This window comes from Pseudoxanthomonas spadix BD-a59, from assembly GCF_000233915.3.
Classification (GTDB): Bacteria; Pseudomonadota; Gammaproteobacteria; order Xanthomonadales; family Xanthomonadaceae; genus Pseudoxanthomonas_A; species Pseudoxanthomonas_A spadix.
On sequence record NC_016147.2, the window covers coordinates 1700028 to 1722286 of the forward strand.

A 22259-nucleotide genomic window follows, 5' to 3' on the forward strand; every position below is an offset into this window, starting at 1 on the left:
GGATGGCGGGTCTTGACCCGCCGTTACCGGTTCATCCGGCATGGCAATGGCGGGTCAAGACCCGCCCTACGTTTCCTCGCGCCCAGGTGCGCGCCTGCGCATAGAATGACGCCCGGTTTCCCCGGGCGTTTTTTCTTGCACACATCGTCTGTTCCGGTCATCGGCATCGTCGGCAGCGCAGGCGGCTACGGGCGCTGGCTGACCAGGTTCCTGCAGCACCAGATGGGCCTGGCGGTGATCGGCCATGACCCGGCCGATCCGCGATCGCATTCGCCCGATGCGCTGATCGACCAGGCGCAGGTCCTGGTGTTCAGCACGCCGATCCGGCTCACCGCCGCGCTGATCGGCCAGTATGCGCAGCTGGCGGCCGGGCGTGAACGCGGCCAGCTGTGGCTGGACCTGACCTCGATCAAGACCGAGCCGGTGGCGGCGATGCTGCAGTCGCAGGCCGAAGTGGTCGGCCTGCACCCGATGTGTGCGCCGCCCAAGTCGCCCACGCTCAAGGGCCGGCCAATGGTGGTGTGCGAAGCGCGCCTGGACGCCTGGCGCCCGTGGCTGCAGACCCTGCTCGATGCGCTGGAAGCCCAGTGCGTGCGCACCACGCCCGAGCACCACGACCAGGTCATGGCCCTGGTCCAGGCGATGGTCCACGCCGGGCACCTGGCCCAGGCGTCGGCGCTGCGCCGCCATGCCGATCGGGTCGGTTCGCTGGCCGAGCTGTTCCCGTATCGCTCGGCCTCGTTCGAAATGGACGGGGCGATGATCGCGCGCATCCTTTCGCTCAACCCGGCCATCTACGAGGACATCCAGTTCGGCAATCCCCATGTGCCGGCGGTGCTGGACACGCTGGTGCAGGAGCTGTCGGCGCTGCGCGACCTGGTGAGCGCCGGCGACGAGGCCGCGCGCGCCACCTTCCGCCAAAGCGTGCTGGCCGCCAACAAGGCCGCGATCGGCGCCGAGGCGCTGGCCGATGGCAATTACCGGTTCGAACGCATCGGCTACCTGCTGGCCGACCTGGCCGAACCGCGCAGCCTGTCGGTGCACCTGCCGCTGGACCAGCCCGGCTCGCTGCGCGCGCTGCTGCATGTGTTCGAGCGCCACGGGGTGAGCATTTCCTCGCTGCATTCGCTGCGCAATCCGGCCGGCGAAGTGCATTTCCGGTTGGGTTTCGACAGCGGCACCGACCTGCAGGCGCTGGCCCGTGCCGCGGCGCAAGTCGATGCCAGCGGCATCGGCCGGGTGCTCGATGGCGACCTGCCGACCACACCCAGCACCGTGGCCAACCTGTAGCGCCGCCCGACCGCCGAACGCACAGGTCCTGAAAATTCCACATGCGCCTGGCGCTGCACTCAAAGCGCAGGCGCGTTTTCCACACCGGGTGTGGATCAAGTTCCGTACAAGCCTGTGGACAAGTTCGGCGGGCCGCGTCGGGCGGCCGTTGGATCGGCCTGGCCAGATTTTCGCCAGGCGCGGCGCTGGTGACACGGTATCCTTGGCCCCGATGAACACCCGGATCACCCTGTCCCGGCGCACCCTGGCCCTGCCATCGGCTGGCGCTGCCTGAAGAGACCGATCGATGGATGATGTCCTGCGCATATTGATCCACGGCGCGTCCGGCCGCATGGGCCAGGCGCTGCTGCGGCTGGCTGCCGAAAACCCCGCGTTGGGCGTGGTGGCCGCGGTCACGCACCGGCGTCCGGTCGCGCGCGTGGTCCAGGGCGTGGCGCATTTCGCCGCCAGCGAATTGCACGGCGTGCCCGCGTTCGACGTGGCCATCGATTTCAGCCTGCCCGCAGGGTTCGATCCGATCCTGGCGCTGTGCCTGGAGCGCAAGGTGGCGCTGGTGTCCGGCACCACCGGCCTGTCCGAAGCCCAGCGCGGCGCGCTGCAGGCCGCGGCGGACTCGATCCCGGTGGTGTGGGCCTCCAACTTCAGCCTGGGGGTGGCGGTGCTGGCCGAACTGGTCGAACGCGCCGCGGCAGCCCTGCAGGGCTGGGACTGCGACATCGTCGAGGCGCACCACGTGCACAAGCAGGACGCCCCTTCGGGCACCGCGCTGACCCTGGGGCAGGGCGCGCAAGCGGCCGGCGCGGCGCCGCGCTATGCCAGCCTGCGCGCCGGCGATATCGTCGGCGAGCACCTGGTCCAGTTCACCGGCCCTGGCGAGCGGCTGGAGTTGATCCACCGCGCCAGCAATCGCGACATCTTCGCACGCGGCGCCTTGCACGCCGCGCAGCGGCTGGCGGGCAAAAGCCCCGGCCTGTATCGGGTCCGCGACCTGCTTGACTAGAATCGCCTCGGCGTGAGGCACCGGTCACTGAAAATACGGCTGGCGCCGCAAGGGGCCGGTCCGTACAATGCGCACTCGCCTGTTGACCACATCGCCTCGGACCGGAGAAACGCCGTGTTCGCGGTTTCTTGCAGCCGCAAGTTGAGGTGGACGCAGGGTTTCCTCCATCCCAAGGCGAGTGCAGTGACCCAATCCGCAATCCTGGTCCTCGAAGACGGTACCGTGTTCGAGGGTCAATCCGTCGGCGCCCACGGCCTGTCCATCGGCGAAGTGGTGTTCAACACCGCCATGACCGGCTATCAGGAGATCGTCACCGACCCGTCCTACGCGCGGCAGCTGGTGACCCTGACCTATCCCCATATCGGCAACACCGGCTGCACCGACCAGGACGACGAAGCCGGCAAGGTCTGGTCGGCCGGCCTGATCGTGCGCGACGTGCCGCGCCGTCCCAGCAGCTGGCGCAGTCAGGTGCCGCTGCAGGACTGGCTCAAGGCGCGCGGCGTGATCGCCATCTCCGGCATCGATACCCGCAAGCTCACCCGCATCCTGCGCGAGCACGGTGCCCAGAACGGCGCGCTCATGGCCGGCCAGATCGACGTCGAGCAGGCGCTGGAAGCGGCGCGCAAGTTCCCGGGCCTGAAGGGCATGGACCTGGCCAAGGTCGTGTCGACCCAACAGGCCTACACCTGGAGCGAGGGCCAGCTGGACCTGGATACGAACAAGTTCGTCGGTCTGGGCGCGAAGCGCATTGAAAAGTCCGCAGATGGATGTGCGGGTTCTCGTGCGGGACGCACATACAAGGTCGTGGCCTACGACTACGGGGTGAAGCGCAACATCCTGCGGATGCTGGCCGAGCGCGGCTGCGAGGTGACCGTGGTCCCGGCGCAGACCCCGGCCGCCGAGGTGCTGGCGCTGAAGCCCGACGGCGTGTTCCTGTCCAACGGCCCGGGCGATCCGCAGCCGTGCGATTACGCGATCGCCGCAATCAAGGAATTGGTCGAGAAGAAGATCCCGATCTTCGGCATCTGCCTGGGCCACCAGCTGCTGGCCCTGGCCGCCGGGGCCAGGACGGTCAAGATGGGCCATGGCCACCACGGCGCCAACCATCCGGTGATCGACCTGGACACCGGCCGGGTGATGATCACCTCGCAGAACCACGGCTTTGCGGTGGACCAGGCCAGCGTGCCGGCCAACGTGCGCGTGACCCACCGCTCGCTGTTCGACGGCACCAACCAGGGCATCGAATTGACCGACGCGCCGGCGTTCTCCTTCCAGGGCCACCCGGAAGCCTCGCCCGGCCCGAAGGATGTCTCGCCGCTGTTCGATCGGTTCGTCTCGATGCTGGGAGCAAAGTCTCGGGACCCGGGACCCGGGACCCGGGACCGGGGAGAAGCGACATGACGGCATCCCACTTCCGCGAACTGGAGGTTTGGAATTTGGCGATGGATCTGGCCCAGGAGTCGTATCGGGTGGCCTCGGCCTTTCCTCGCGATGAGCGTTATGGGCTGACTTCCCAGTTGCAACGTGCGGCGGTTTCGGTGCCATCGAACATCGCTGAAGGCAATGCACGAGGCTCGACACGTGATTACGCGCGTTTCGTCTCCATGGCGACAGGTTCATGCGCCGAGTTGCAGACGCAGTTGCTGCTGGCCGAGCGCCTCGGCCTGGGCGTTCGGTCGGAAGTGGCCGCAACGCTGCTGCTCTGTGAGCGTGTCAGTCAGATGCTTTCCAGGCTGCAGCAGTCGTTGCAGCGGCGGCTTGAATCCGGGACCCGGGTCCCGGGTCCCGGGTCCCGAATCTCCGAAACCGCCGAGGACTACTGAAATGCCCCGCCGCACCGACATCAACACCATCCTGATCATCGGCGCCGGCCCGATCGTCATCGGCCAGGCCTGCGAGTTCGACTACTCCGGCGCCCAGGCGTGCAAGGCGCTGCGCGAGGAGGGTTACCGGGTGGTCCTGGTCAACTCCAATCCGGCCACGATCATGACCGACCCGGAGATGGCCGACGCGGTCTACATCGAGCCGATCAACTGGCAGACGGTCGAGAAGATCATCGCCAAGGAACGGCCTGATGCGCTGCTGCCGACGATGGGCGGCCAGACCGCGCTGAACTGTGCGCTGGACCTGGCCGATCATGGCGTGCTGGACAAGTACAACGTCGAGCTGATCGGCGCCAGGCGCGAGGCGATCATGATGGCCGAGGATCGCGAACTGTTCCGCGTGGCGATGGGCGAGATCGGCCTGGAATGCCCCAAGGCCGCGGTCGCGCGCAGCTTCGAGCAGGCCGTGGAGATCCAGGCCACGGTCGGCTATCCGACCATCATCCGCCCCAGTTTCACCCTGGGTGGCAGCGGCGGCGGCATCGCCTACAACCGCGAGGAATTCGAGGACATCATCAAGCGCGGCCTGGAGCTTTCGCCGGTCCACGAAGTGCTGGTGGAAGAATCGGTGCTGGGCTGGAAGGAGTTCGAGATGGAAGTGGTCCGCGACACCGCGGACAACTGCATCATCGTCTGTTCGATCGAGAACCTGGATCCGATGGGCGTGCACACCGGCGACTCGATCACCGTGGCCCCGGCCCAGACCCTGACCGACAAGGAATACCAGCGCCTGCGCGATGCCTCCATCGCGGTGCTGCGCAAGATCGGCGTGGATACCGGTGGGTCCAACGTGCAGTTCGGGATCAATGCGCAGACCGGCCGGGTGGTGGTGATCGAGATGAACCCGCGCGTCTCGCGCTCCTCGGCGCTGGCCTCCAAGGCCACCGGCTTCCCGATCGCCAAGGTCGCCGCCAAGCTGGCGGTGGGCTACACCCTGGACGAATTGAAGAACGAGATCACCGGCGGCAAGACCCCGGCCTCGTTCGAGCCTTCGATCGACTACGTGGTGACCAAGATCCCGCGCTTTGCCTTCGAGAAGTTCCCGCAGGCCGATGCGCGCCTGACCACCCAGATGAAGTCGGTGGGCGAGGTGATGGCCATGGGCCGCACCTTCTCCGAGTCGCTGCAGAAGGCGCTGCGCGGCCTGGAAACCGGCAAGGTCGGCCTGGACCCGACCGGCCTGGACCTGGGCAGCGAGGACGACATGGCCTCGCTGCGCCGCGAGCTCAAGGCGCCGGGCCCGGAGCGCCTGTTCTACGTCGGCGATGCGTTCCGCGCCGGCATGAGCGTGGAAGAGATCCATGCGCTGTCGTTCATCGATCCGTGGTTCCTGGACCAGATCGAGGACCTGATCGCCGACGAGGCCCGGGTGGCCGCCGAAGGCCTGGGTTCGCTGGACGCGACGCGCATGCGCGAGCTCAAGCGCGCCGGTTTCTCCGACGCGCGCCTGGCCCAGCTGACCGCCACCGACGAGACCGCCGTGCGCGTGCTGCGCAAGGCGCTGGGGGTCAGGCCGGTCTACAAGCGCGTGGATTCCAGCGCGGCCGAGTTCGCCACCGATACCGCGTACATGTACTCGACCTACGAGGACGAGTGCGAAGCCAACCCGACCAACCGCGACAAGATCATGATCCTGGGCGGCGGTCCCAACCGCATCGGCCAGGGCATCGAGTTCGACTACTGCTGCGTGCACGCCGCGCTGGCACTGCGCGCGGACGGCTATGAAACGATCATGGTCAACTGCAACCCGGAGACCGTCTCGACCGATTACGACACCTCCGATCGCCTGTATTTCGAGCCGCTGACCCTGGAAGACGTGCTGGCCATCGTCGAGCTGGAAAAGCCCAAGGGCGTGATCGTCCAGTACGGCGGGCAGACCCCGCTCAAGCTGGCCCGCGCGCTGGAAGCCAACGGCGTGCCGGTGATCGGCACTTCGCCCGACTCCATCGACCTGGCCGAGGATCGCGAGCGCTTCCAGGGTCTGGTCGACAGGCTCGGCCTGAAGCAGCCGCCGAACCGGATCGCCCGCAACGACCAGGAGGCCCTGCTGCTGGCCCGCGAGATCGGCTATCCGCTGGTGGTGCGCCCCAGCTATGTGCTTGGCGGCCGGGCCATGGAAATCGTCTACGGCGAATCGGACCTGGCCCGCTACGTGCGCGATGCGGTCAAGGTCTCCAATGACTCGCCGGTGCTGCTGGACCGCTTCCTGGACAACGCGGTGGAAGTGGACGTGGACATCATCGCCGACAAGGACGGCCAGGTCCTGATCGGCGGGGTGATGGAGCACATCGAGGAAGCCGGCGTGCATTCGGGTGACTCCTCGTGCTCGCTGCCGCCTTACTCGCTGTCGGCCCAAACCCAGGCCGAGCTGCGCCGCCAGGTGGTCGAGCTGGCCAAGGCCCTGAACGTGGTTGGCCTGATGAACACCCAGTTCGCGATCCAGGCCGGCGACGACGGCCAGGACATCGTGTACCTGCTGGAAGTCAATCCACGGGCCTCGCGGACCGTGCCGTTCGTGTCCAAGGCCACCGGCATGGCGCTGGCCAAGATTGCCGCCCGCTGCATGGCCGGCAAGACCCTGGCCGAGCAGGGCGCAATCAAGGAAATCGTGCCGGACTACTACTCGGTGAAGGAGGCGATCTTCCCGTTCGCCAAGTTCCAGGGGGTCGATCCCATCCTCGGGCCGGAGATGCGTTCGACCGGCGAAGTGATGGGCGTGGGCCACAGCTTCGCCGCGGCGATGGCGCGCGCGCAGGAGGCCGCCGGCATCAAGGCCCCGCAGCCGGGCAAGGCGTTCGTCTCGGTCCGCGATCCGGACAAGCAGCGCGTGCTGCCGGTGGCCCGGGCGCTGCTGGAGCGCGGCTTCTCGCTGGTGGCCACGGTCGGCACCGCGGCGTGGCTGCGCAAGCACGGCATCGAATGCGAGCTGGTCAACAAGGTGACCGACGGCCGTCCGCACATCGTCGACCTGATCAAGAACGGCGAGATCGTGTATATCGTCAACACCACCGAAGGCCGCCGCGCGATCTCCGATTCGTTCTCCATCCGTCGTGAGGCGCTGCAGCAGCGCCTGACCTATTCCACCACCATCGCCGGCGCACGTGCGCTGGTCAATTCGCTGGAGTTCCGCGGCACCGGCCCGGTGCTGGCGCTGCAGGAACTGCACAAGGAGTTGCAAGCATGAGAGCCCCCATCACCAAGCAGGGCGCCCAGCGCCTGCGTGAGGAGCTGGATTACCTCAAGTCGGTCAAGCGTCCGGAAGTGATCGCCGCCATCGCCGAGGCGCGTGCGCACGGCGACCTGAAGGAAAACGCCGAATACCATGCCGCCCGCGAACAGCAGGGCTTCATCGAAGGCCGGATCAACCAGCTGGAAGCCGAGCTGTCCACGGCCGAGGTGATCGATGTGGCCGCGCTCGATGCCGGTTCGCGCGTGGTGTTCGGCGCGACCGTGGTGCTGACCGACGTCGATACCGACGAAGAGAAGACCTACCAGATCGTCGGTGACCTGGAAGCGGACATCAAACAGTCGCTTATCGCCATTTCCTCGCCCATCGCCCGTGCCTTGATCGGCAAGAACGAGGGCGACAGTGTGGTCATCGTGGCGCCGGCCGGCGAGCACGAGTACGAGATCATCAGCGTCTCCTACGGCGCCTGAGTCGAACGCCGCGATGGCATCGGCCACGCTGCTGCTGCCGGCACGCGCCCAGCTTGCCGGTACGCTTACGCTCGAGGCTGGCCGGGCGTTGGCCCGCGCCGACCGCACTGTGGGCCAGCCCGGCGAGCGCGCCCAGCTGCGCCGGCATTTCCAGTGGACGCCAGATCATTGGCCGGTCGCGGCGCTGACCCGCCAGCTCGACGCCGGCGACGCGGCCGATGCGCGCTGGTTGCGCGCCGATCCAGCGTTCCTGGCGCCGGACATGACCGGCGCGCGGCTTTTGGCGCACGGCCCGGCGCTGGGCCTGACCGAAGCGGACAGCGCCGCGCTGCTGCCGGCACTGCGGCCGTTGTTCGGCGATGCCGGTTTGCTCCTGGACGCGCCCGAGCCGTCGCGCTGGTACCTGCGCCTGGCCGGCGATACGCCCCTGCCCCAATTTGCCTCGCCCGACGAGGTGCTCGGCGACGATTTGTTTGGCCACCTGCCGCACGGTGATGCAGGCCGCCGCTGGCGCGCGTTGTTCACGCAGGTGCAGGTGACCCTGCACCAGCATCCCTGGAATGCCCGGCGCCTGTCCGAAGGCAAGCCGGCGGTCAACGCGCTGTGGTTCTGGGGCGAAGGCCGCCTGCCGCAGTCGGTGCGCACGCGGTATCGGCAGGTGCGCAGCCGCGAGGAGCTCGTGCGCGCGTTGTCGGCGCTTGCCGGCGTGCCGGACCAGGCCCAGGGTGAAGTGGAGGCACTGGTCGACCTGCGCCACCTGCGCTCGCTGGCCCTGTTCACCGATGAGGCGCTGGCGCCGCTGCTGGCCGAGCTGCGTGCCGGCGAACTGGCGCGGGTGGTCCTGGATTTCCAGGATGGTGCCTGCTTCGTGCTGGACGCCGCGCAGCGCTGGCGCTTCTGGCGTCGCCCGTGGACCCGGCTGGACCCATGAACGGATCGCCGCGTATCACCCGGCGCGCCGTGCCCGAAGGCGGGGTGTGGCCTGCCTCGATGCCGCCGCTGCTGCAGCGCGTCTACGCCGCCCGTGGCGCGCTGGATGATCTCCAGGCGCGCCCGCGCCTGGCCCAGCTGCACCCGCCGCAATTGCTGTCGGGCATGGACGCGGCCGTGGCGCTGCTTGCCGAGGCGATCGCCAACGACCGCCACATCGTGGTGGTCGGCGATTTCGACTGCGATGGCGCCACTGCCTGTGCGGTCGCGGTGCGCGGGCTGGTGATGCTGGGCGCGCGCCATGTCAGCCCGGCGGTGCCCAACCGGGTGACCCACGGCTATGGGCTCTCGCCGTCGCTGGTGTCCGAGCTGGCCGAACTCAAGCCCGACCTGCTGGTCACCGTCGACCACGGCATCGCCTGCCACGCCGGCATCGCCCAGGCCCGCGCGCTGGGCTGGCAGGTGCTGGTGACCGACCATCATCTGCCCGGTCCGACCCTGCCGCTGGCCCACGCCATCGTCAATCCGAACCTGCCCGGCGACGACTTCCCCAGCAAATCACTGGCCGGCGTCGGGGTGATGTTCTACGTGCTGCTGGCCTTGCGCCGGCATCTGTTTGGCGATCCTGCCCCGGTCAAGTCGGGGGCAGGCGCTGATCGTGGGCATCAGGCAGCGGCCATTGAGGGCTGCGCTTCTCGCCAAAAACGGCCGGACCTGAATGCATTGCTGGACCTGGTCGCGGTCGGCACGGTGGCCGATCTGGTGCCACTGGATGCCAACAACCGGGCCCTGGTTGCCGCGGGGCTGCGCCGGCTGCGCGCCGGGCAGGGCTGCGCCGGCCTGCGCGCCTTGATCGAGGTCTGCGGGCGCCGCGCGCAGACCCTGAGCGCTACCGACATCGGCTTTGCCATCGCGCCGCGGCTCAATGCCGCCGGCCGCCTGGAAGACATGGCCCTGGGCATCGCCTGCCTGCTGTGCGAGCAGGACGGCCCGGCACGCGAGATGGCCGGGATCCTGCACGCGATCAACACCGAGCGCCGCGGCGTGCAGCAGCAGATGACCGATGAGGCCGAGCGGGCGCTGTCCAGGGTCGCCCTGGACGGCCAGAGGCCGCTGGCGCTGTGCCTGTTCGATTGCGACTGGCATCCGGGCGTGGTCGGGCTGGTCGCCTCGAAAATGAAGGATCGCGTGCATCGCCCGGTGATCGCCTTCGCCCCGGCCGAGCCGGGCAGCAGCGCGCTGCGCGGCTCGGCGCGCTCGATTCCCGGTTTTCATATCCGCGATGCGCTGGCCGCCATCGACGCCCGGCATCCGGGCCTGCTGCAGAAATTCGGCGGCCACGCGATGGCCGCCGGCCTGAGCCTGGACTTGGCAAACCTGCCGGCCTTCGAAGCAGCGTTTGCCGCCCATGCCGCGGCCACGCTGGATGCCACGCTGTTGCAGGCCGAGCTGCCCAGTGACGGCGAGCTGTTGCCGCATGAGTTCGACCGCGCCCACGCCGAAGCGCTGCGCGACGGCGGTCCATGGGGGCAGGGTTTTGCCGAGCCGCTGTTCGACGGCGTGTTCGAGGTCATCGACTGGCGCGCCGTCGGCGAGCGGCACCTGAAGCTGGTGCTGCGCTGCCCGCAACGGGCCGCGCCGCTCAACGCGATCCACTTCAACGGCCTCGGGGCCGAGCCGCCGCCGGCACAGGTCCACCTGGCCTATCGCCTGGCGCCTGACGATTACCGTGGCGGCGAGGCGATCCAGTTGATCGTCGAACACTGCGCGCCGGCGCCACTGTCGGGGTGCGGCGGCCGTCGATCAGCGGCCGCCTGATGCGATGGCACCATGCAATTGCGGTGCCCCGGCTGATGTGCAGAGCGAAGCCCGGAGATGTCGCGACCACCCCCGAATGCCGGCCTCATGACGACCCGCAAAGCGCGGCGGGCCGATGTGGGCGTCTTGTCTAGAAGAACATGCTCAGGTTGTTCGACAGCAAGGTGCTGGCGTCGAGCAGGATGGTGCGCCTGGCGATGCTGAAGCCAAGGTTGTTGTCGGCGCGGCGCAGCACGTCCCGGCGTTCGCCGGCGAAGATATGAATGCGGAATTGACCTCGAAGGTATCCGGCGTGGCCGTCTCCTTGACGATGACATTGGAGATCAGGTGGCGGGTGCGGGAAGGCGGGTTTTCCGCCCAGCCCAGATCCGAGGTCACCTTGCGGATGCGTCCGTACATGGTTTCGTAGGTTTCGTCGAAATGGGCAAAATCCTGGTCGCCGGAATATTCCAGCTCGCCCTCCCGGATCATGCGGTTGGTGCGCAGCGGCATGAAGTAGCGGATGTCTTTGTCCAGCAGGGCAAACCAGGCCTCGTAGGCCCGGTGGTCAAGCAACTGCGCTTCGCGGTAGTAGAACTGTTCGATCTCGTTCTGCAGCTCAAGGCCCACGGTCTTGCTGGGCCATTCAAAGACCTTGTAGGAATGCGCGGACAGGTTGGTCATGAGGGTTGTTCTCTGAGTCAATACCAAGGAGCGGGCCTCGGCGCGCTGCCTGCGCGCACGCCTGGCCCCTGATGGATTTGCATTCGGTTGGAGAGTTTGTCGATCGCGCCGCGCTCAGGGCTTGAGCGTGGCCCAGCTGGGCTCGGACATCATGCGCGACCAGTGGTGGTACATGCCCCGCGCCGCTTCTTCGGAATAGACATAGCCGATCTTGCCGGGGAACTCGGGGTGGCCGGTCTGCGACCGGCCCAGACCCATCTGGGCATTGAGCGGCCGGCTCCTGGCCTTGTGCCCGCGCATCACTTTCTGGACCTCGACCCAGTTTTCGCCATCGTCCTGCTCGAACACGCCGCCTGCAGAGAAGGTGCGGATGTTGTGCCGGCGATATTCTTCCTTGATCTCGGCCGGGGCCTCGGCATCGACCAGGGTGAAGGCCCACACCTCGATTTCATTGGGGCCGCGCGGGTGCCAGGTCCGGATGGTGTTGACGGCAGTGAGGAACGAACAGGTCGGAAAGACGCTCATGTGCTGGCCGAACATGCGTCGAACCGGCATGCCGGTATGTTCCAGGCGCTGTTCTGCCAGGTCGGCAGCCGGACCCTCGGTCCAGTACTGGGTGACCTTGGGCCCCATCACCGCCATGAGCATGCCCGGCTCGTCGACGAACCAGCCCGAGCCGTGCCCGCCCCAGCCGGCCCGGAACTGGTTGCCCTTGGTGGGCACCTGTGCATGCGACAGGTCCATTTCCGGCGGCATGCCCGCCAGGATGCCGGACAGGTGGGACATGGTGCCGGCGTGGTACATGTCACTGCAGAACTGCTCGGCGGCAAACTTCCAGTTGCACGGAATGACCCACTTCTGCATGCCGCCGATCGCCACGGTCCCGGCCGGCGTGCGATCCAGCATGATGTCCATGTACGGACGGGCGTCACCGAGGTAGGTCTCCAGGTCAGGCGCCTGCGCATCCCAGTTGGCGAAGACCAGGCCCTTGTAAGTGGCCACGCGTGCCTGCAGCGGGCCCCATTCGGCCTTGTCAAAGCCGCAGTCGCCGTCGTGCTTGTCGCCGAAGGCCTCTTTTTCGAAGGGCACGTTCACCAGCTTGCCCGAGACGTCGTAGGCCCAGCCGTGGTAGCTGCAGGTGAAGGCCTTGGCGTTGCCGGCGTCGGTGCGACAGATGCGCATGCCGCGGTGCCGGCACTGATTCAGGAACACCTTGATGCTCTTGTCTGGCTGGCGCACCATGACCACCGGATCTTCACCCATGTAAGTCGTCATGAAGTCCCCAGTCTTGGGAATATGGCTCTCATGCCCGAGCAACAGCCAGGAGCGGGCAAAGACCCGCTCCAGCTCCAGTTCGTATAGACCCTGGTCGGTGTAGATGCGCGGGTCCAGCAGGCCTTTTTCCTGATCGACCAGTGCGCGGACCGTTTCCGGTGTCCACTCAGGGATTCCCTTCACAGGGGATTCGTGTACTTCTTTCCTTTGATGGATATTCACAGGGGATTCCTGTAGTTCTTTGATCAAAGTATTCATGTTGGACGTCTCCGTTGAGTGCTTCTGACAGGCGGAAGGACAGATCTCTTCCTCACCAGGTGACTACAAATCTTTCCCGCCACCCACGCCCACGGCAGGATCCTGGGAACGCGGTTCGTTATAATTTCGACATTGTTATCGACATTCGATAACCGCACCGATGCCTATATGGACGACTCGCGGCTGGAGGACAAGCTGCGGTGCAACACGAAGCTGTCGACCACGGTGCAGGCATGATCGCGGCAGGCCCATGGCCACCACACCGCGGTGCCGGGCATGCAGGCGCCGGGCCTGGTGGGCAGGGAGTCTGTTGCTGGATGCCGACAGACGGCATGCTCAACGCACGGATCAGGCGCTGCACGCGGGCAGCTGTAGCGAGCCTGTCCTCTTGCTTCAACAAGAGGCCAGGGCGAGCGCCAATGCGATCAGCGCTTGAACCGGTAGTGGGCGACCATCCACTCGTTGCCGTTGGCGTAGCCAAACAGTTCAGCGCAGGCCATCCAGAACATGCGCCAGCGCTGGTACCAGCGTGCGGCATCGGCCACGCCGTAGGTCTGGCGCATCAGGCCCATGACCTGGTCATGGCTGGCGTCGTGGTTTTCCAGCCAGGCATTGGCGGTCTTCTCGTAATGGGTGCCGGGCAGCAGCCAGCGTTCCTCGATGGAGAGCCGGTCCTGGAACTTGAGCAGCGTGTCGGCCGAAGGCATCAGCCCACCGGTGAAGAAATGCCGGCCCATCCAGTTGCCACTGCCTTCGGTCTCGAACAGGTACAGCAGCTCGCGGTGGCAGAAGATGTGCACGAACAGCTTGCCGCCCGGCTTGAGCCAGGTCGCCACGCGTGCGAGCAGCGCCTGATAATTGCGCATGTGCTCGAACATCTCGATGGAGATGACCCGGTCGAACATTTCCTCCGGCAGCTGCAGCGCGTTGACATCGGCGGTGATGACCTCGACGTTGAAGATCGCGCGCTCGCGGCAGCGCGCCTCGATGAAGTCCTTCTGCGACCTGGAGTTGGAGACCGCGGTGATCATCGCCTTGGGATAGCGCTCGGCCATCCACATGGTCAGCGAGCCCCAGCCGCAGCCCAGCTCCAGGATGCGGCTGGCGTTGACCAGCTCGGCGCGCTCGCAGTACAGGCGCAGCATTTTTTCCTCGGCCTGGGTCAGGTCGCGGGTGCTGTCGTCCCAGAAGCAGGCGCTGTACTTGAGGTTCTTGCCCAGACACAGGCGGAAGAACTCCGGCGGCAGTTCATAGTGCTGGCGGTTGGCGGCCTGGGTCTCCACTGCGATGGCGTCCTGACGCAGGCCATCCAGCCAGGCCTGCTGGCGCGAGAACACTGCCTCGGTGCCGCCCTTGCGTTCGTCCTTCAGGCGCTGGGCGCATTGGCGGCGGATGCCCATGCGCAGCAGCGCGTCGGGCAGCCGGCCGGACTCGGCCAGGCGCGTGGCCAGGCTTTCGCGGACTTCCTTTGCTTCTGAGACGGGCGAATCTGAAGCGGGCATGCAGCAATTCTCCAGGTGTGGCTCTAGCGTTTGCGCGGCAGCGGGAAAAACGCGCTGGTCGTGCGCTGGTAGCGTGCGTAGTCCTGACCGCGGCTGCGCAGCGATTGTGCTTCGGTGTACGGGATACCGGTGACACGGTGCAGGAAGGCCAGCATGAGCGCAGGTCCGCACAGGCTGGCCAGCACCCAGCCCCAGGGCAAGCCGATCGCCAGGAATACATAGGTAAACCAGTGCAGCCATTCGAAGAAATAATTGGGATGGCGCGAGTAACGCCACAGGCCCTGGTCGCAGGTACGGCCCTTGTGCGACGGATCGCGCTTCCACGCCGCCAGCTGGCGATCGGCCAGGCTTTCCCCGGCCACCGCCAGCAACCACACCAGCACGCCCAGCGTGGTCCAGCGCGACCAGTGCGCGACCGGGTTGTGGGCCACCACCCAGAACGGCAGCGACAGCAGCATGATCATCACCGCCTGGGCCATGAAGAACAGCAGGAACTTGCCCTGGGCATCGTGCCAGTGCTGGCGCAGGTAGGCATAGCGCCCATCCTCGTGCGCATCGCCGAACACACGTGCGCCCAGGTGCCAGGCCAGCCGCAGGCCCCACACACCGCCGAGCACGGCCACCAGCAGTCGCGGCAGGGCTGCGCCGGGCAGGGTGCAGGCATAGGCCACCGCGCTGGCCGCCATGCCGGCCGCCCACACCACATCGACCACGCCAGCATTGCGCGTGCGGCGCTGCCACAGCCAGGCGCCAAACATCACCAACAGCGCCCCCAGGGACACCCACGCGATCGGCCAGGCGTTCATGGCTGCGCCTTCGCTGTGGCCGTGCTGCGATCCAGGTGGCTGGCCAGCACCACCAGCACACCGGTGGCGGCCGCCCACAGCGCGCCGATTGCAAGCATGCCGATCCATGCCGGCGCAGCCAAGCGCACCGCGTCGAATGACGCCTGTGCGCCGCAGTACGACAGCGGCCCGCCGATCGCCATCACCGGCAGGCTCCAGCGCGGATGCCGTACCAGCCAGCCGAACGAATGCTGCACGGTCAGCCCCAGCGCCATCCACAGCGAGGCGATCCAGACCGGTGCCAGCGACGCGGCGGGCCATGCGGCTGCGTAATCCACCAGTCCGCTGGCGGCAGCGATCGAGTCGATCAGCAGTCCCAGCAGCAAGGCCGCCAGCATGAGCATCGCGTCACCGCGCAGGTGCCAGTGCAGGCCAAAATGCAAGGCGGAAAACACCGCCAGCGCCGCTGGTCCGGCCCACCACAAGCCGCGCCCGGCGCCTGCCACTGCCGCCAGCCACACCAGCTGCAGCGCCAGGTAATTGCGCAGGTTGGGCCACATCGCCATCACACGCCCTCGAGTGCGTACGGATACTGCGCCGCGCGCGCGCCGGGCCTGGTCAGCCACAGGTGCACATCGCCGATGGAGCGCTCCAGGAAGCCGGCTTCGCAATAGGCCAGGTAGAACTCCCACATGCGGATGAAGCGCAGGTCGTAGCCCAGCGCGTGCACCTGCTCCAGCCTGGCCACGAAGCGCTGGCGCCAGGCGCGCAGGGTCAGTGCGTAGCTGGGGCCGATGTCTTCCAGGTTGAAAAGGCGCAGGTCGCTGGCCCTGGCAATGGCCGCGGTCATCGCCGCCACCGACGGGATGAAGCTGCCGGGAAAGATATGCCGCTTGATGAAGTCCACCGAGCCGCGTGCCTGCACGTAGCGATGATCCTCGATGGTGATGGCCTGGATCAGGGCCTGGCCATCGTGGCTGAGCAGGCTGGCGACCTTGGCGAAGTAGGTTTCCAGGTACTGATGGCCGATGGCTTCGATCATCTCGATCGAGACCAGGCGGTCGTATGTACCTTCCAGATCTCGGTAGTCCTGCATCAGCAGGGTGATGCGGTCCTGCAGGCCGGCCTGGGCGATGCGCTGCGCGGCCAGCTCGTGCTGTTCGCGCGAGATGGTGGTGGTGGTGACGTGGCAACCGTACTGCCCGGCCGCATGCAGGGCGAAGCCGCCCCAGCCGGTGCCGATCTCCACGAGACGGTGCTGCGGGCCAAGCTGCAATTTGCGACAGATCCGGTCCAGCTTGCGGGTGGCCGCGGTTTCCAGCGATTCGGTCTGGTCCTCGTAAATGGCCGAGGAGTACATGAGATTTTCATCCAGAAACAACGAGAACAGCGGGTTTCCCAGGTCGTAATGCGCGGCAATGTTGCGCCGGCTGCCGCTGCGCGTGTTGCGCGAGAAGGCGTGCATCAGCTTCATCAGCGCAGCGCCGATCCTGGCCGTGCCACTGTCGAGCGCGTCGAGCAGGTCGCGGTTGCGCACCAGCATGCGCATCAGCGCAACCACGTCGTCGCACTCCCACAGGCCTTCCATGAAGGCCTCGCCAGCGCCGACGCTGCCGTTGAGCGCGGCCATGCGCCAGAACGCCGGATCATGCACGCGCATCCGCGCCTGCAGCAGTGTCGCCTCGCCATCGGGCGTGCCCAGCACATGCAGCTGGCCGCCTTCCTCCAGCACCAGGCGGCACCCGCGCAGCTGTGAGAGGGTGTCGATCAGGCGGCGGCGCAGGATGCGCTCGGTCAGCGATCCGCTGGCGGCCGACACAGGTGCCGACGGAGAACTGGAGGCATCGATACGGCTCATGGGGCAGCCCTGTAGTCGGGATGGTCGTGGACGGGATTGCCGCGCAGCCAGATGCGCAGCGCGTGCCAGTGGATCGCCGTGACCACCTGCAGGGTCATCAGCGGATAGCGCAGCAGCGCCCAGGCCATCGCGCCGGCGCGCATCGGTCGACGCCGCAGGCTGAGCGTGGCATCGAAACGGCGGGGCGCGATCTGGTCATCGGCGTCGGGCTGGCACAGCACGTCCATGTGGACGCGCAAGGCATCGCCGGGCAGCTGGAAGCGCCAGCCATAGTCGTGTTCCATCGCCATGAACGGTGAGACGTGGAACTGTTTGTCGAAGCGCCAGTGAAAAAATTCGCCGGCGTGCAGCGCTTGCTTGGCTGGCAGCACGTAGGTATGGCGCTGCTTCCAGGGCGTGTTGGTGATCTGCGCCACCAGCGTGTCCAGCGTGCGGCCGTCTTCGGCGAAGCAGTAGTAAAAGGTCACCGGATTGAAGCTGTGGCCGAAGCTGCGCAGGTGGGTCAGCATGCGCACCGGACCGCGCGGGCGATGGTCGGTTTCGGCCTGCACACAGTCGCGCACGGCTTCATCCAGCGGCACGGCCGGGTCGCCCAGGTAATCGGAGCGACGGAACTCCACCAGGTTGCGCCTGCCGACCGACCACAGCCAGCGCCGCGCGAATACGCGGTCCAGTTCGCCCAGGTCCAGGTAGGCCATGAACAGCGGCCAGGTGAACGCGTGCGGGCTGGGCGCATGGCGGCGATGGCGCACGTGGCCCACGTACAGCGCGCTGGCCAGTGCGTATCCGGCCGCATCGCGGTTGCCCGCATGGGTCGACGCGTGGGTGCGCGCAGCCGGATCGGCGCTGCGCGGCGCCTCGGTGCGGGCCTGGCTCAGGGCCATGTGATCCCCAGTGCGCGCGCCACCTCGATGCCGGAGCGCAGGCCGTCCTCGTGGAAGCCGAAGCCCCAGCCCGCCCCGGCATGCCACAGGTGCCCACGGCCCTGGATCTGCGGCAAGGCTTGCTGCGCGGCCACCGAGCCCGGGGTCTGGTGCGGATGCCGGTAGGACATCCGCCGCAGCACCTTGGCTTCATCGATCTGGCCGCCCTGGTTGAGGCTGACGATGAAGGGCACCGGCGCGTCCAGCGACTGGAGTGCGTTCATCCAGTAGCTGACCATGCACTGACCCTCGTCGCTGGCCGCGATCTGTGCGTTCCAGGCGGCCCAGGCGCGGCGATCGCGCGGCAGCACGCGAGCATCGGTGTGCAGCACCGTCTCATTGGCCTGGTAGGTGATGGCGCCGAGGATCTGCTGCTCGTCGGGCGCCGCATCGGTGAGCAGGCGCAGGCTGTCGTCGGCGTGGCAGGCCAGCACCACCTCGTCGAACACCGCGCAGCAGTCGGCCGTCTGCACTTCCACCCCGGTCTCCACGCGGCGCAAGGCATGGACGGCTTCGGCGAGCCTGACCTGCACCTTCCAGGTCGACTGCAGCGCCTGCACGTAGCTACTGGAACCACCGCTGACCACCCGCCACTGCGGGCGGCCGCTGAGCTGCAGCATGTGGTGGTTGCGCATGAAGCGCACCAGGTGCTGCATGGGAAAATCGAGGATGGCCTTCGACGGCGAGGACCACAGCGCCGAGGCCATCGGCACGATATGCGCATCTCGAAAAGTGGCCGAATAGCCATGGGCGTCAAGGTATTGGCCCAGCGTCGGTCCAGGCGCGGGCAGCTCCAGCACCGCCGGCGACTGGCGATAGAAGCGGCGCAGGTCGGCGAGCATCTTCCAGAACCTTGGGCTGACCAGGTTGCGCTTCTGGCAGAACAGGCCGGCCAGGTTGCCGGCGTTGTATTCCAGCCCGGTGCCCGCGTGGCTGACCGAAAAGCTCATCGTGGTCGGCTGCGATGCCACGCCCAGGGTCTCGAGCAGGCGCGCAAGCAACGGATAGTTGTCCGGATTGAACACGATGAAGCCGGTGTCGACCGGGTAGTGCCGGCCGCCGACTTGGATGTCGTGGGTATGCGTGTGCCCACCCAGGCGGTCCCCGGCCTCGAACAAGGTGACCGCGTGGCGCTGCGACAACGCCCAGGCCGCGCCCATGCCGGCGATCCCGCCCCCGACCACCGCGATCCGGCTCATGCGCGGCCCCGGGCGGCCCTGATCAGGCCGGCCGGCACCGGTTTCAGGTCGCGGACCAGGCCGAGCCAGGACATGGCCTTCAGCCCGTACCAGGTCAGGTCCACCTCCCACCAGCGGAAACCCTGGCGCGCCGATCCCGGGAAGAAATGGTGGTTGTTGTGCCAGCCTTCGCCAAAGGTCAGCAGCGCCAGCATCCAGTTGTTGCGGCTGTCATCGCGGGTGTCGAAGCGGCGCGAACCAAACTTGTGCGACAGCGAGTTGATCGTGACCGTGGCATGGAACAGGACCACGGTGGAGATGAAGAACCCCCATACCAGCAGCTGCCAGGCGCTGGTGCCCAGCTGCGGCGCAGCCTCTTCAAGCCAGCCGCCGAGCGCGAACAACCCGGCCGCCAGCAGCACCGGCAGCAGGATGTCGAAGCGGTCGATGAAGCGCAGTTCGGGGAACTTGCGCAGGTCCGGGATCGCCTCCCAGCGCGTGCGAAACCCACGCGGGGTCAGGAACCAGCCCATGTGGCTCCACCAAAACCCGTGCTGACCAGGCGAATGCGGGTCCTCGGCGGTGTCGGTGACGCGGTGGTGGTGGCGATGGTGTGCGGCCCACCACAGCGGCCCGCGCTGCACGCTGGTCGCGCCGATCGCGGCAAACACGCCCTGCACCAGGCGCGAGGCCTTGAAGGTCTTGTGCGAGAAGTAACGATGGTAAAACGCGGTGATGGCGAACATCCGCAGCACGTAAAGTGCCGCCGCCACGCCCACGGCGAACCACGACCAGCCGACCCAGAGCACTGCGATGCACATCAAATGCATCACCACGAACGGCAGTGCGCGCAGCCAGTCGATGCGGTCGGCACGGGCCGGTTCCAGCGGCGCCTGCACGCCGCTGTCGAACCAGCGCAACAGCGCCTGCCACCAGCGCGTGCGCAACGCCGGTTCGATCGGGGACGAGGCTTGCGCCGCGGTAGCCGGTGACTCGTGCACGCAGGGTCCTTGCGCGGGGGATGTCCAATGGTTACGTTGGCTGCATCCATCCGGATGCAGCCCGGCTCAGGGCGAGAGCAGCGCGGTGATCGCGCCCTTGGCCACGGCCGCGCCGGTTGGCGCGCCGGAAGGCGAACCGCCGGGCGCCTCCATGGTGACGGCCAGCAAGGCATCGGTGCCCAGCAGGCTGCGCAACCTCTTCGGCAAGGTGTGCTCGGCCACGTGCTCGGGATCCAGCACGCCCATCGAGACCGGTCTTCCACCCCTGGGAATGATCCACAGCTCGGGCGCACGGCCAGGCTGCACAATGGGGTGCATCGGCATGATCATCATCTTGCCGGTGCGCCCGTCCATGGTCGCCACGTAGCCGGTGCTGCCATCGTCCTGGGTCAGCGCGGCCACCATCTGCGGCATGGCCGGGGCCGGAGGTGGCTGCACGATCGCCGGCGCCGGCAGCGGCCGCACCGGCGGTGCACGCAGCACCGAAACCAGTGCCAGCACCGCCACCACCGCGCTGGCAAAGCCGCCAATCCCCAGTCCGCGCCACAGACCCAGGTTGTCCCAGAGGCCGCGCCTGGGCGCAGTGTCGATGGCAGGCACCGAACGCGTCAGCGGGGCCAGACCCAGCGCATGGCTGATGCGTGCCCACAGGTAGTCGGGCACGGGCACCGGCAGGAGCTGATCGACCAATGGGCCGAAATGGACTTCCCAGCGCTGCACCTCGGCGGCGAACACCGGATCGCTGGCGATCAGCCCGGCCACCTGTGCACGAGCCTGCGCGTCGAGCACGCCCAGCACATACTCTCCGGCCAGCACATCGCGCTCGGGTGGATCCTGTTCGAAATGGCGCGTCGAGGTGTTCATCGTTCCAGGCACGCCTTGAGCTTGGCCAGGCTGCGGCGGATCCAGCTTTTCACCGTCCCCAGCGGCGCGCCGCTGCGCGTGGCCAGCTCCTCGTAGGTGCTGCCTTCATAGAAGGCCTTGCGGATCAGCGTGCGGCGCTGCAGTTCCAGCTCGTCCAGGCAGGCTTCAAGCCCATGCGCCTGCATCGCGGCGTGGGCGAGCTGATCGGCTGCTTCTGCACCATCCACCAGTTCCGGTCCCAGCTCGATCGGCACCGAGTTGCGCTCGTTGCGCGAGGCGCGCAGGTGGTCGATAGCGCGGTTGCGCGCCATCATCGACAGCCAGGTCAGGCCGCTGGCCTTGGCCGGATCGAACTGCGCGGCCTTGCGCCAGACGTTGCTGTAGACCTCCTGGAGCACGTCTTCGGCCTCGCTGCGCTGGGGCAGCAGGCGCAGGCAGACCGCGAACAGGCGGGGCGAGGTGGCCCGATACAGGCGTTCGAAGGCGGCCGTGTCGCCGCCTGCGGTGGCCAGCAGCAGCTGATCGGCTTCTTCTGCAGACGTGCTGCGCTCGGTGGAGTCCGCCATGCGGTACTGGCCTTGTGGGGTCGTGGATGCGAAAACGTGCAATCCTACAGAAGCACCCGACATCAATGCGACCTGGACGGCTTCAGCGCTCTTGGCCGCGCTGCAACAGCAGGACCAGTCCGAGCAGGAACAGGCCCCATTCCATCCCGGCCAATACCCAGGTGGTAGGCTCCAGCGGCCCATGCAGACTGATCGCCCATGCTCGCCAGAGCACGATGGGGGCGTAGAAGGCCACCCCCAGCACCAGCCCATTGCGCGGCTGGCGGCTGACCGAAAAGTAAGCAAAGGCCAGGCCGATGCCGAATTCCATGCCGCCATAGACGGCCAGGAACTCGGTCTGCCCGGACGGCGTGAGTCCGGTGAAGCCCACCGCCTGCGCGGCGCGGTCCGGGTCGATCGAGCACCAGATCCCCAGGCCCATGTAGAGCAGGGCGTTGAACCAGAGATAGGCATTGGCCATGGAGCATGGTTCCAGGTCGGATGGAAGGGCGGCAGCGGGCCAGGACTCATTGCCCAGCAATGAACCAGGCGCAATGGACGCCATCGTGCGCTACAGCTCATGCGCCACCTCGCACCGCGCGCTTGGGTGCCAATGCCTTTCGGAGCGGACGGTGCTCAAGGCACGGTGCGTTGTCCAGCAACCCAGACCGGGCGCGACGGGTGATCGTGCACCGATCCATGGCCAGCATGGCAGGGACGAGCAAGGTGGGCATGGGGCCCCTGCGGCGATGGCGATCTCACGGTTACGCAGGCAGCGGCGGCGCGGATGCACGCCGGGAGGTTGTCTGACATCGGGCCGCGCACAAGA

The 22259-nt window shown here is 67.3% G+C and carries 20 protein-coding genes; 8 read left to right on the top strand and 12 right to left on the bottom strand.

Going from position 1 to position 22259, the window contains the following annotated elements:
• Positions 1–105 precede the first annotated feature (105 nt).
• From DSC_RS07575 to recJ, 8 genes are all read left to right on the top strand, one after another.
• Positions 106–1290 carry a prephenate dehydrogenase gene (locus DSC_RS07575; protein ID WP_014160568.1) on the top strand — a complete coding sequence of 395 codons (1185 nt, stop codon included), beginning with the start codon at positions 106–108 and terminating at the stop codon, positions 1288–1290.
• Between the two features lie 286 nt (positions 1291–1576).
• Positions 1577–2290 carry a 4-hydroxy-tetrahydrodipicolinate reductase gene (gene dapB, locus DSC_RS07580; protein ID WP_014160569.1) on the top strand — a complete coding sequence of 238 codons (714 nt, stop codon included), beginning with the start codon at positions 1577–1579 and terminating at the stop codon, positions 2288–2290.
• A gap of 183 nt (positions 2291–2473) precedes the next feature.
• Positions 2474–3691, top strand: coding sequence for a glutamine-hydrolyzing carbamoyl-phosphate synthase small subunit (gene carA, locus DSC_RS07585; protein ID WP_014160570.1), 1218 nt, complete (start codon positions 2474–2476; stop codon positions 3689–3691).
• A complete protein-coding gene (locus DSC_RS07590) occupies positions 3688–4113 on the top strand; it encodes a four helix bundle protein (RefSeq protein WP_014160571.1) in 426 nt (141 codons plus the stop codon). The genes carA and DSC_RS07590 overlap by 4 nt, the downstream gene beginning before the upstream one ends.
• Before the next feature lies 1 nt (position 4114).
• Positions 4115–7357, top strand: a complete 3243-nt coding sequence (gene carB, locus DSC_RS07595) for a carbamoyl-phosphate synthase large subunit (protein WP_014160572.1) — start codon at positions 4115–4117, stop codon at positions 7355–7357.
• Complete coding sequence (greA, locus tag DSC_RS07600) at positions 7354–7830, top strand: transcription elongation factor GreA (protein ID WP_014160573.1); 477 nt, start codon at positions 7354–7356, stop codon at positions 7828–7830. The genes carB and greA overlap by 4 nt, the downstream gene beginning before the upstream one ends.
• A gap of 13 nt (positions 7831–7843) precedes the next feature.
• Positions 7844–8761: a hypothetical protein gene (locus tag DSC_RS07605; RefSeq protein WP_014160574.1), complete on the top strand. Its 918-nt coding sequence runs from the start codon at positions 7844–7846 to the stop codon at positions 8759–8761.
• Positions 8758–10578, top strand: coding sequence for a single-stranded-DNA-specific exonuclease RecJ (recJ, locus tag DSC_RS07610; protein WP_014160575.1), 1821 nt, complete (start codon positions 8758–8760; stop codon positions 10576–10578). Before DSC_RS07605 ends, recJ begins: the two co-directional genes overlap by 4 nt.
• 144 nt (positions 10579–10722) lie before the next feature.
• On the opposite strand, the gene DSC_RS07615 is transcribed toward recJ, so the two are convergent.
• From DSC_RS07615 to DSC_RS07670, 12 genes are all read right to left on the bottom strand, one after another.
• A complete protein-coding gene (locus tag DSC_RS07615; protein ID WP_014160576.1) occupies positions 10723–11241 on the bottom strand; it encodes an aromatic-ring-hydroxylating dioxygenase subunit beta in 519 nt (172 codons plus the stop codon).
• A 114-nt stretch (positions 11242–11355) separates the two neighbouring features.
• Entirely contained in the window at positions 11356–12699 is a 1344-nt protein-coding gene (locus tag DSC_RS07620) for an aromatic ring-hydroxylating dioxygenase subunit alpha (protein ID WP_014160577.1), read from the bottom strand.
• Positions 12700–13199: 500 nt separating this feature from the next.
• A complete protein-coding gene (locus DSC_RS07625) occupies positions 13200–14276 on the bottom strand; it encodes an SAM-dependent methyltransferase (protein WP_014160578.1) in 1077 nt (358 codons plus the stop codon).
• A gap of 23 nt (positions 14277–14299) precedes the next feature.
• Complete coding sequence (locus DSC_RS07630) at positions 14300–15082, bottom strand: DUF1295 domain-containing protein (RefSeq protein ID WP_014160579.1); 783 nt, start codon at positions 15080–15082, stop codon at positions 14300–14302.
• Positions 15079–15627, bottom strand: a complete 549-nt coding sequence (locus tag DSC_RS07635) for a DUF2878 domain-containing protein (RefSeq protein ID WP_014160580.1) — start codon at positions 15625–15627, stop codon at positions 15079–15081. The genes DSC_RS07630 and DSC_RS07635 overlap by 4 nt, the downstream gene beginning before the upstream one ends.
• Positions 15627–16910, bottom strand: coding sequence for a class I SAM-dependent methyltransferase (locus tag DSC_RS07640; RefSeq protein WP_043291090.1), 1284 nt, complete (start codon positions 16908–16910; stop codon positions 15627–15629). Before DSC_RS07640 ends, DSC_RS07635 begins: the two co-directional genes overlap by 1 nt.
• Before the next feature lie 5 nt (positions 16911–16915).
• On the bottom strand, positions 16916–17803 hold the full coding sequence (locus DSC_RS07645; RefSeq protein WP_014160582.1) for a DUF1365 domain-containing protein: 888 nt from the start codon (positions 17801–17803) through the stop codon (positions 16916–16918).
• Positions 17794–19041, bottom strand: a complete 1248-nt coding sequence (locus DSC_RS07650; protein ID WP_014160583.1) for an NAD(P)/FAD-dependent oxidoreductase — start codon at positions 19039–19041, stop codon at positions 17794–17796. Before DSC_RS07650 ends, DSC_RS07645 begins: the two co-directional genes overlap by 10 nt.
• A complete protein-coding gene (locus DSC_RS07655; RefSeq protein ID WP_014160584.1) occupies positions 19038–19967 on the bottom strand; it encodes an acyl-CoA desaturase in 930 nt (309 codons plus the stop codon). The genes DSC_RS07650 and DSC_RS07655 overlap by 4 nt, the downstream gene beginning before the upstream one ends.
• Positions 19968–20087: 120 nt before the next feature.
• The gene (locus DSC_RS07660) at positions 20088–20885 is read right to left on the bottom strand and encodes an anti-sigma factor (protein ID WP_014160585.1); all 798 of its coding nucleotides are present in this window, start codon (positions 20883–20885) and stop codon (positions 20088–20090) included.
• Positions 20882–21451 carry a sigma-70 family RNA polymerase sigma factor gene (locus DSC_RS07665; RefSeq protein ID WP_014160586.1) on the bottom strand — a complete coding sequence of 190 codons (570 nt, stop codon included), beginning with the start codon at positions 21449–21451 and terminating at the stop codon, positions 20882–20884. Before DSC_RS07665 ends, DSC_RS07660 begins: the two co-directional genes overlap by 4 nt.
• 82 nt (positions 21452–21533) lie before the next feature.
• Complete coding sequence (locus DSC_RS07670) at positions 21534–21911, bottom strand: DUF4345 family protein (protein ID WP_014160587.1); 378 nt, start codon at positions 21909–21911, stop codon at positions 21534–21536.
• Positions 21912–22259 lie beyond the last annotated feature (348 nt).

Bases quoted from the DNA above. Each gene is read 5' to 3' on its own strand.
- DSC_RS07575 (WP_014160568.1), top strand. From the start codon at position 106: ATGACGCCCGGTTTCCCCGGGCGTTTTTTCTTGCACACATCGTCTGTT.
- dapB (WP_014160569.1), top strand. From the start codon at position 1,577: ATGGATGATGTCCTGCGCATATTGATCCACGGCGCGTCCGGCCGCATG.
- DSC_RS07590 (WP_014160571.1), top strand. From the start codon at position 3,688: ATGACGGCATCCCACTTCCGCGAACTGGAGGTTTGGAATTTGGCGATG.
- carB (WP_014160572.1), top strand. From the start codon at position 4,115: ATGCCCCGCCGCACCGACATCAACACCATCCTGATCATCGGCGCCGGC.
- greA (WP_014160573.1), top strand. From the start codon at position 7,354: ATGAGAGCCCCCATCACCAAGCAGGGCGCCCAGCGCCTGCGTGAGGAG.
- DSC_RS07605 (WP_014160574.1), top strand. From the start codon at position 7,844: ATGGCATCGGCCACGCTGCTGCTGCCGGCACGCGCCCAGCTTGCCGGT.
- recJ (WP_014160575.1), top strand. From the start codon at position 8,758: ATGAACGGATCGCCGCGTATCACCCGGCGCGCCGTGCCCGAAGGCGGG.
- DSC_RS07615 (WP_014160576.1), bottom strand. From the start codon at position 11,241: ATGACCAACCTGTCCGCGCATTCCTACAAGGTCTTTGAATGGCCCAGC.
- DSC_RS07625 (WP_014160578.1), bottom strand. From the start codon at position 14,276: ATGCCCGCTTCAGATTCGCCCGTCTCAGAAGCAAAGGAAGTCCGCGAA.
- DSC_RS07630 (WP_014160579.1), bottom strand. From the start codon at position 15,082: ATGAACGCCTGGCCGATCGCGTGGGTGTCCCTGGGGGCGCTGTTGGTG.
- DSC_RS07635 (WP_014160580.1), bottom strand. From the start codon at position 15,627: ATGGCGATGTGGCCCAACCTGCGCAATTACCTGGCGCTGCAGCTGGTG.
- DSC_RS07645 (WP_014160582.1), bottom strand. From the start codon at position 17,803: ATGGCCCTGAGCCAGGCCCGCACCGAGGCGCCGCGCAGCGCCGATCCG.
- DSC_RS07650 (WP_014160583.1), bottom strand. From the start codon at position 19,041: ATGAGCCGGATCGCGGTGGTCGGGGGCGGGATCGCCGGCATGGGCGCG.
- DSC_RS07660 (WP_014160585.1), bottom strand. From the start codon at position 20,885: ATGAACACCTCGACGCGCCATTTCGAACAGGATCCACCCGAGCGCGAT.
- DSC_RS07665 (WP_014160586.1), bottom strand. From the start codon at position 21,451: ATGGCGGACTCCACCGAGCGCAGCACGTCTGCAGAAGAAGCCGATCAG.
- DSC_RS07670 (WP_014160587.1), bottom strand. From the start codon at position 21,911: ATGGCCAATGCCTATCTCTGGTTCAACGCCCTGCTCTACATGGGCCTG.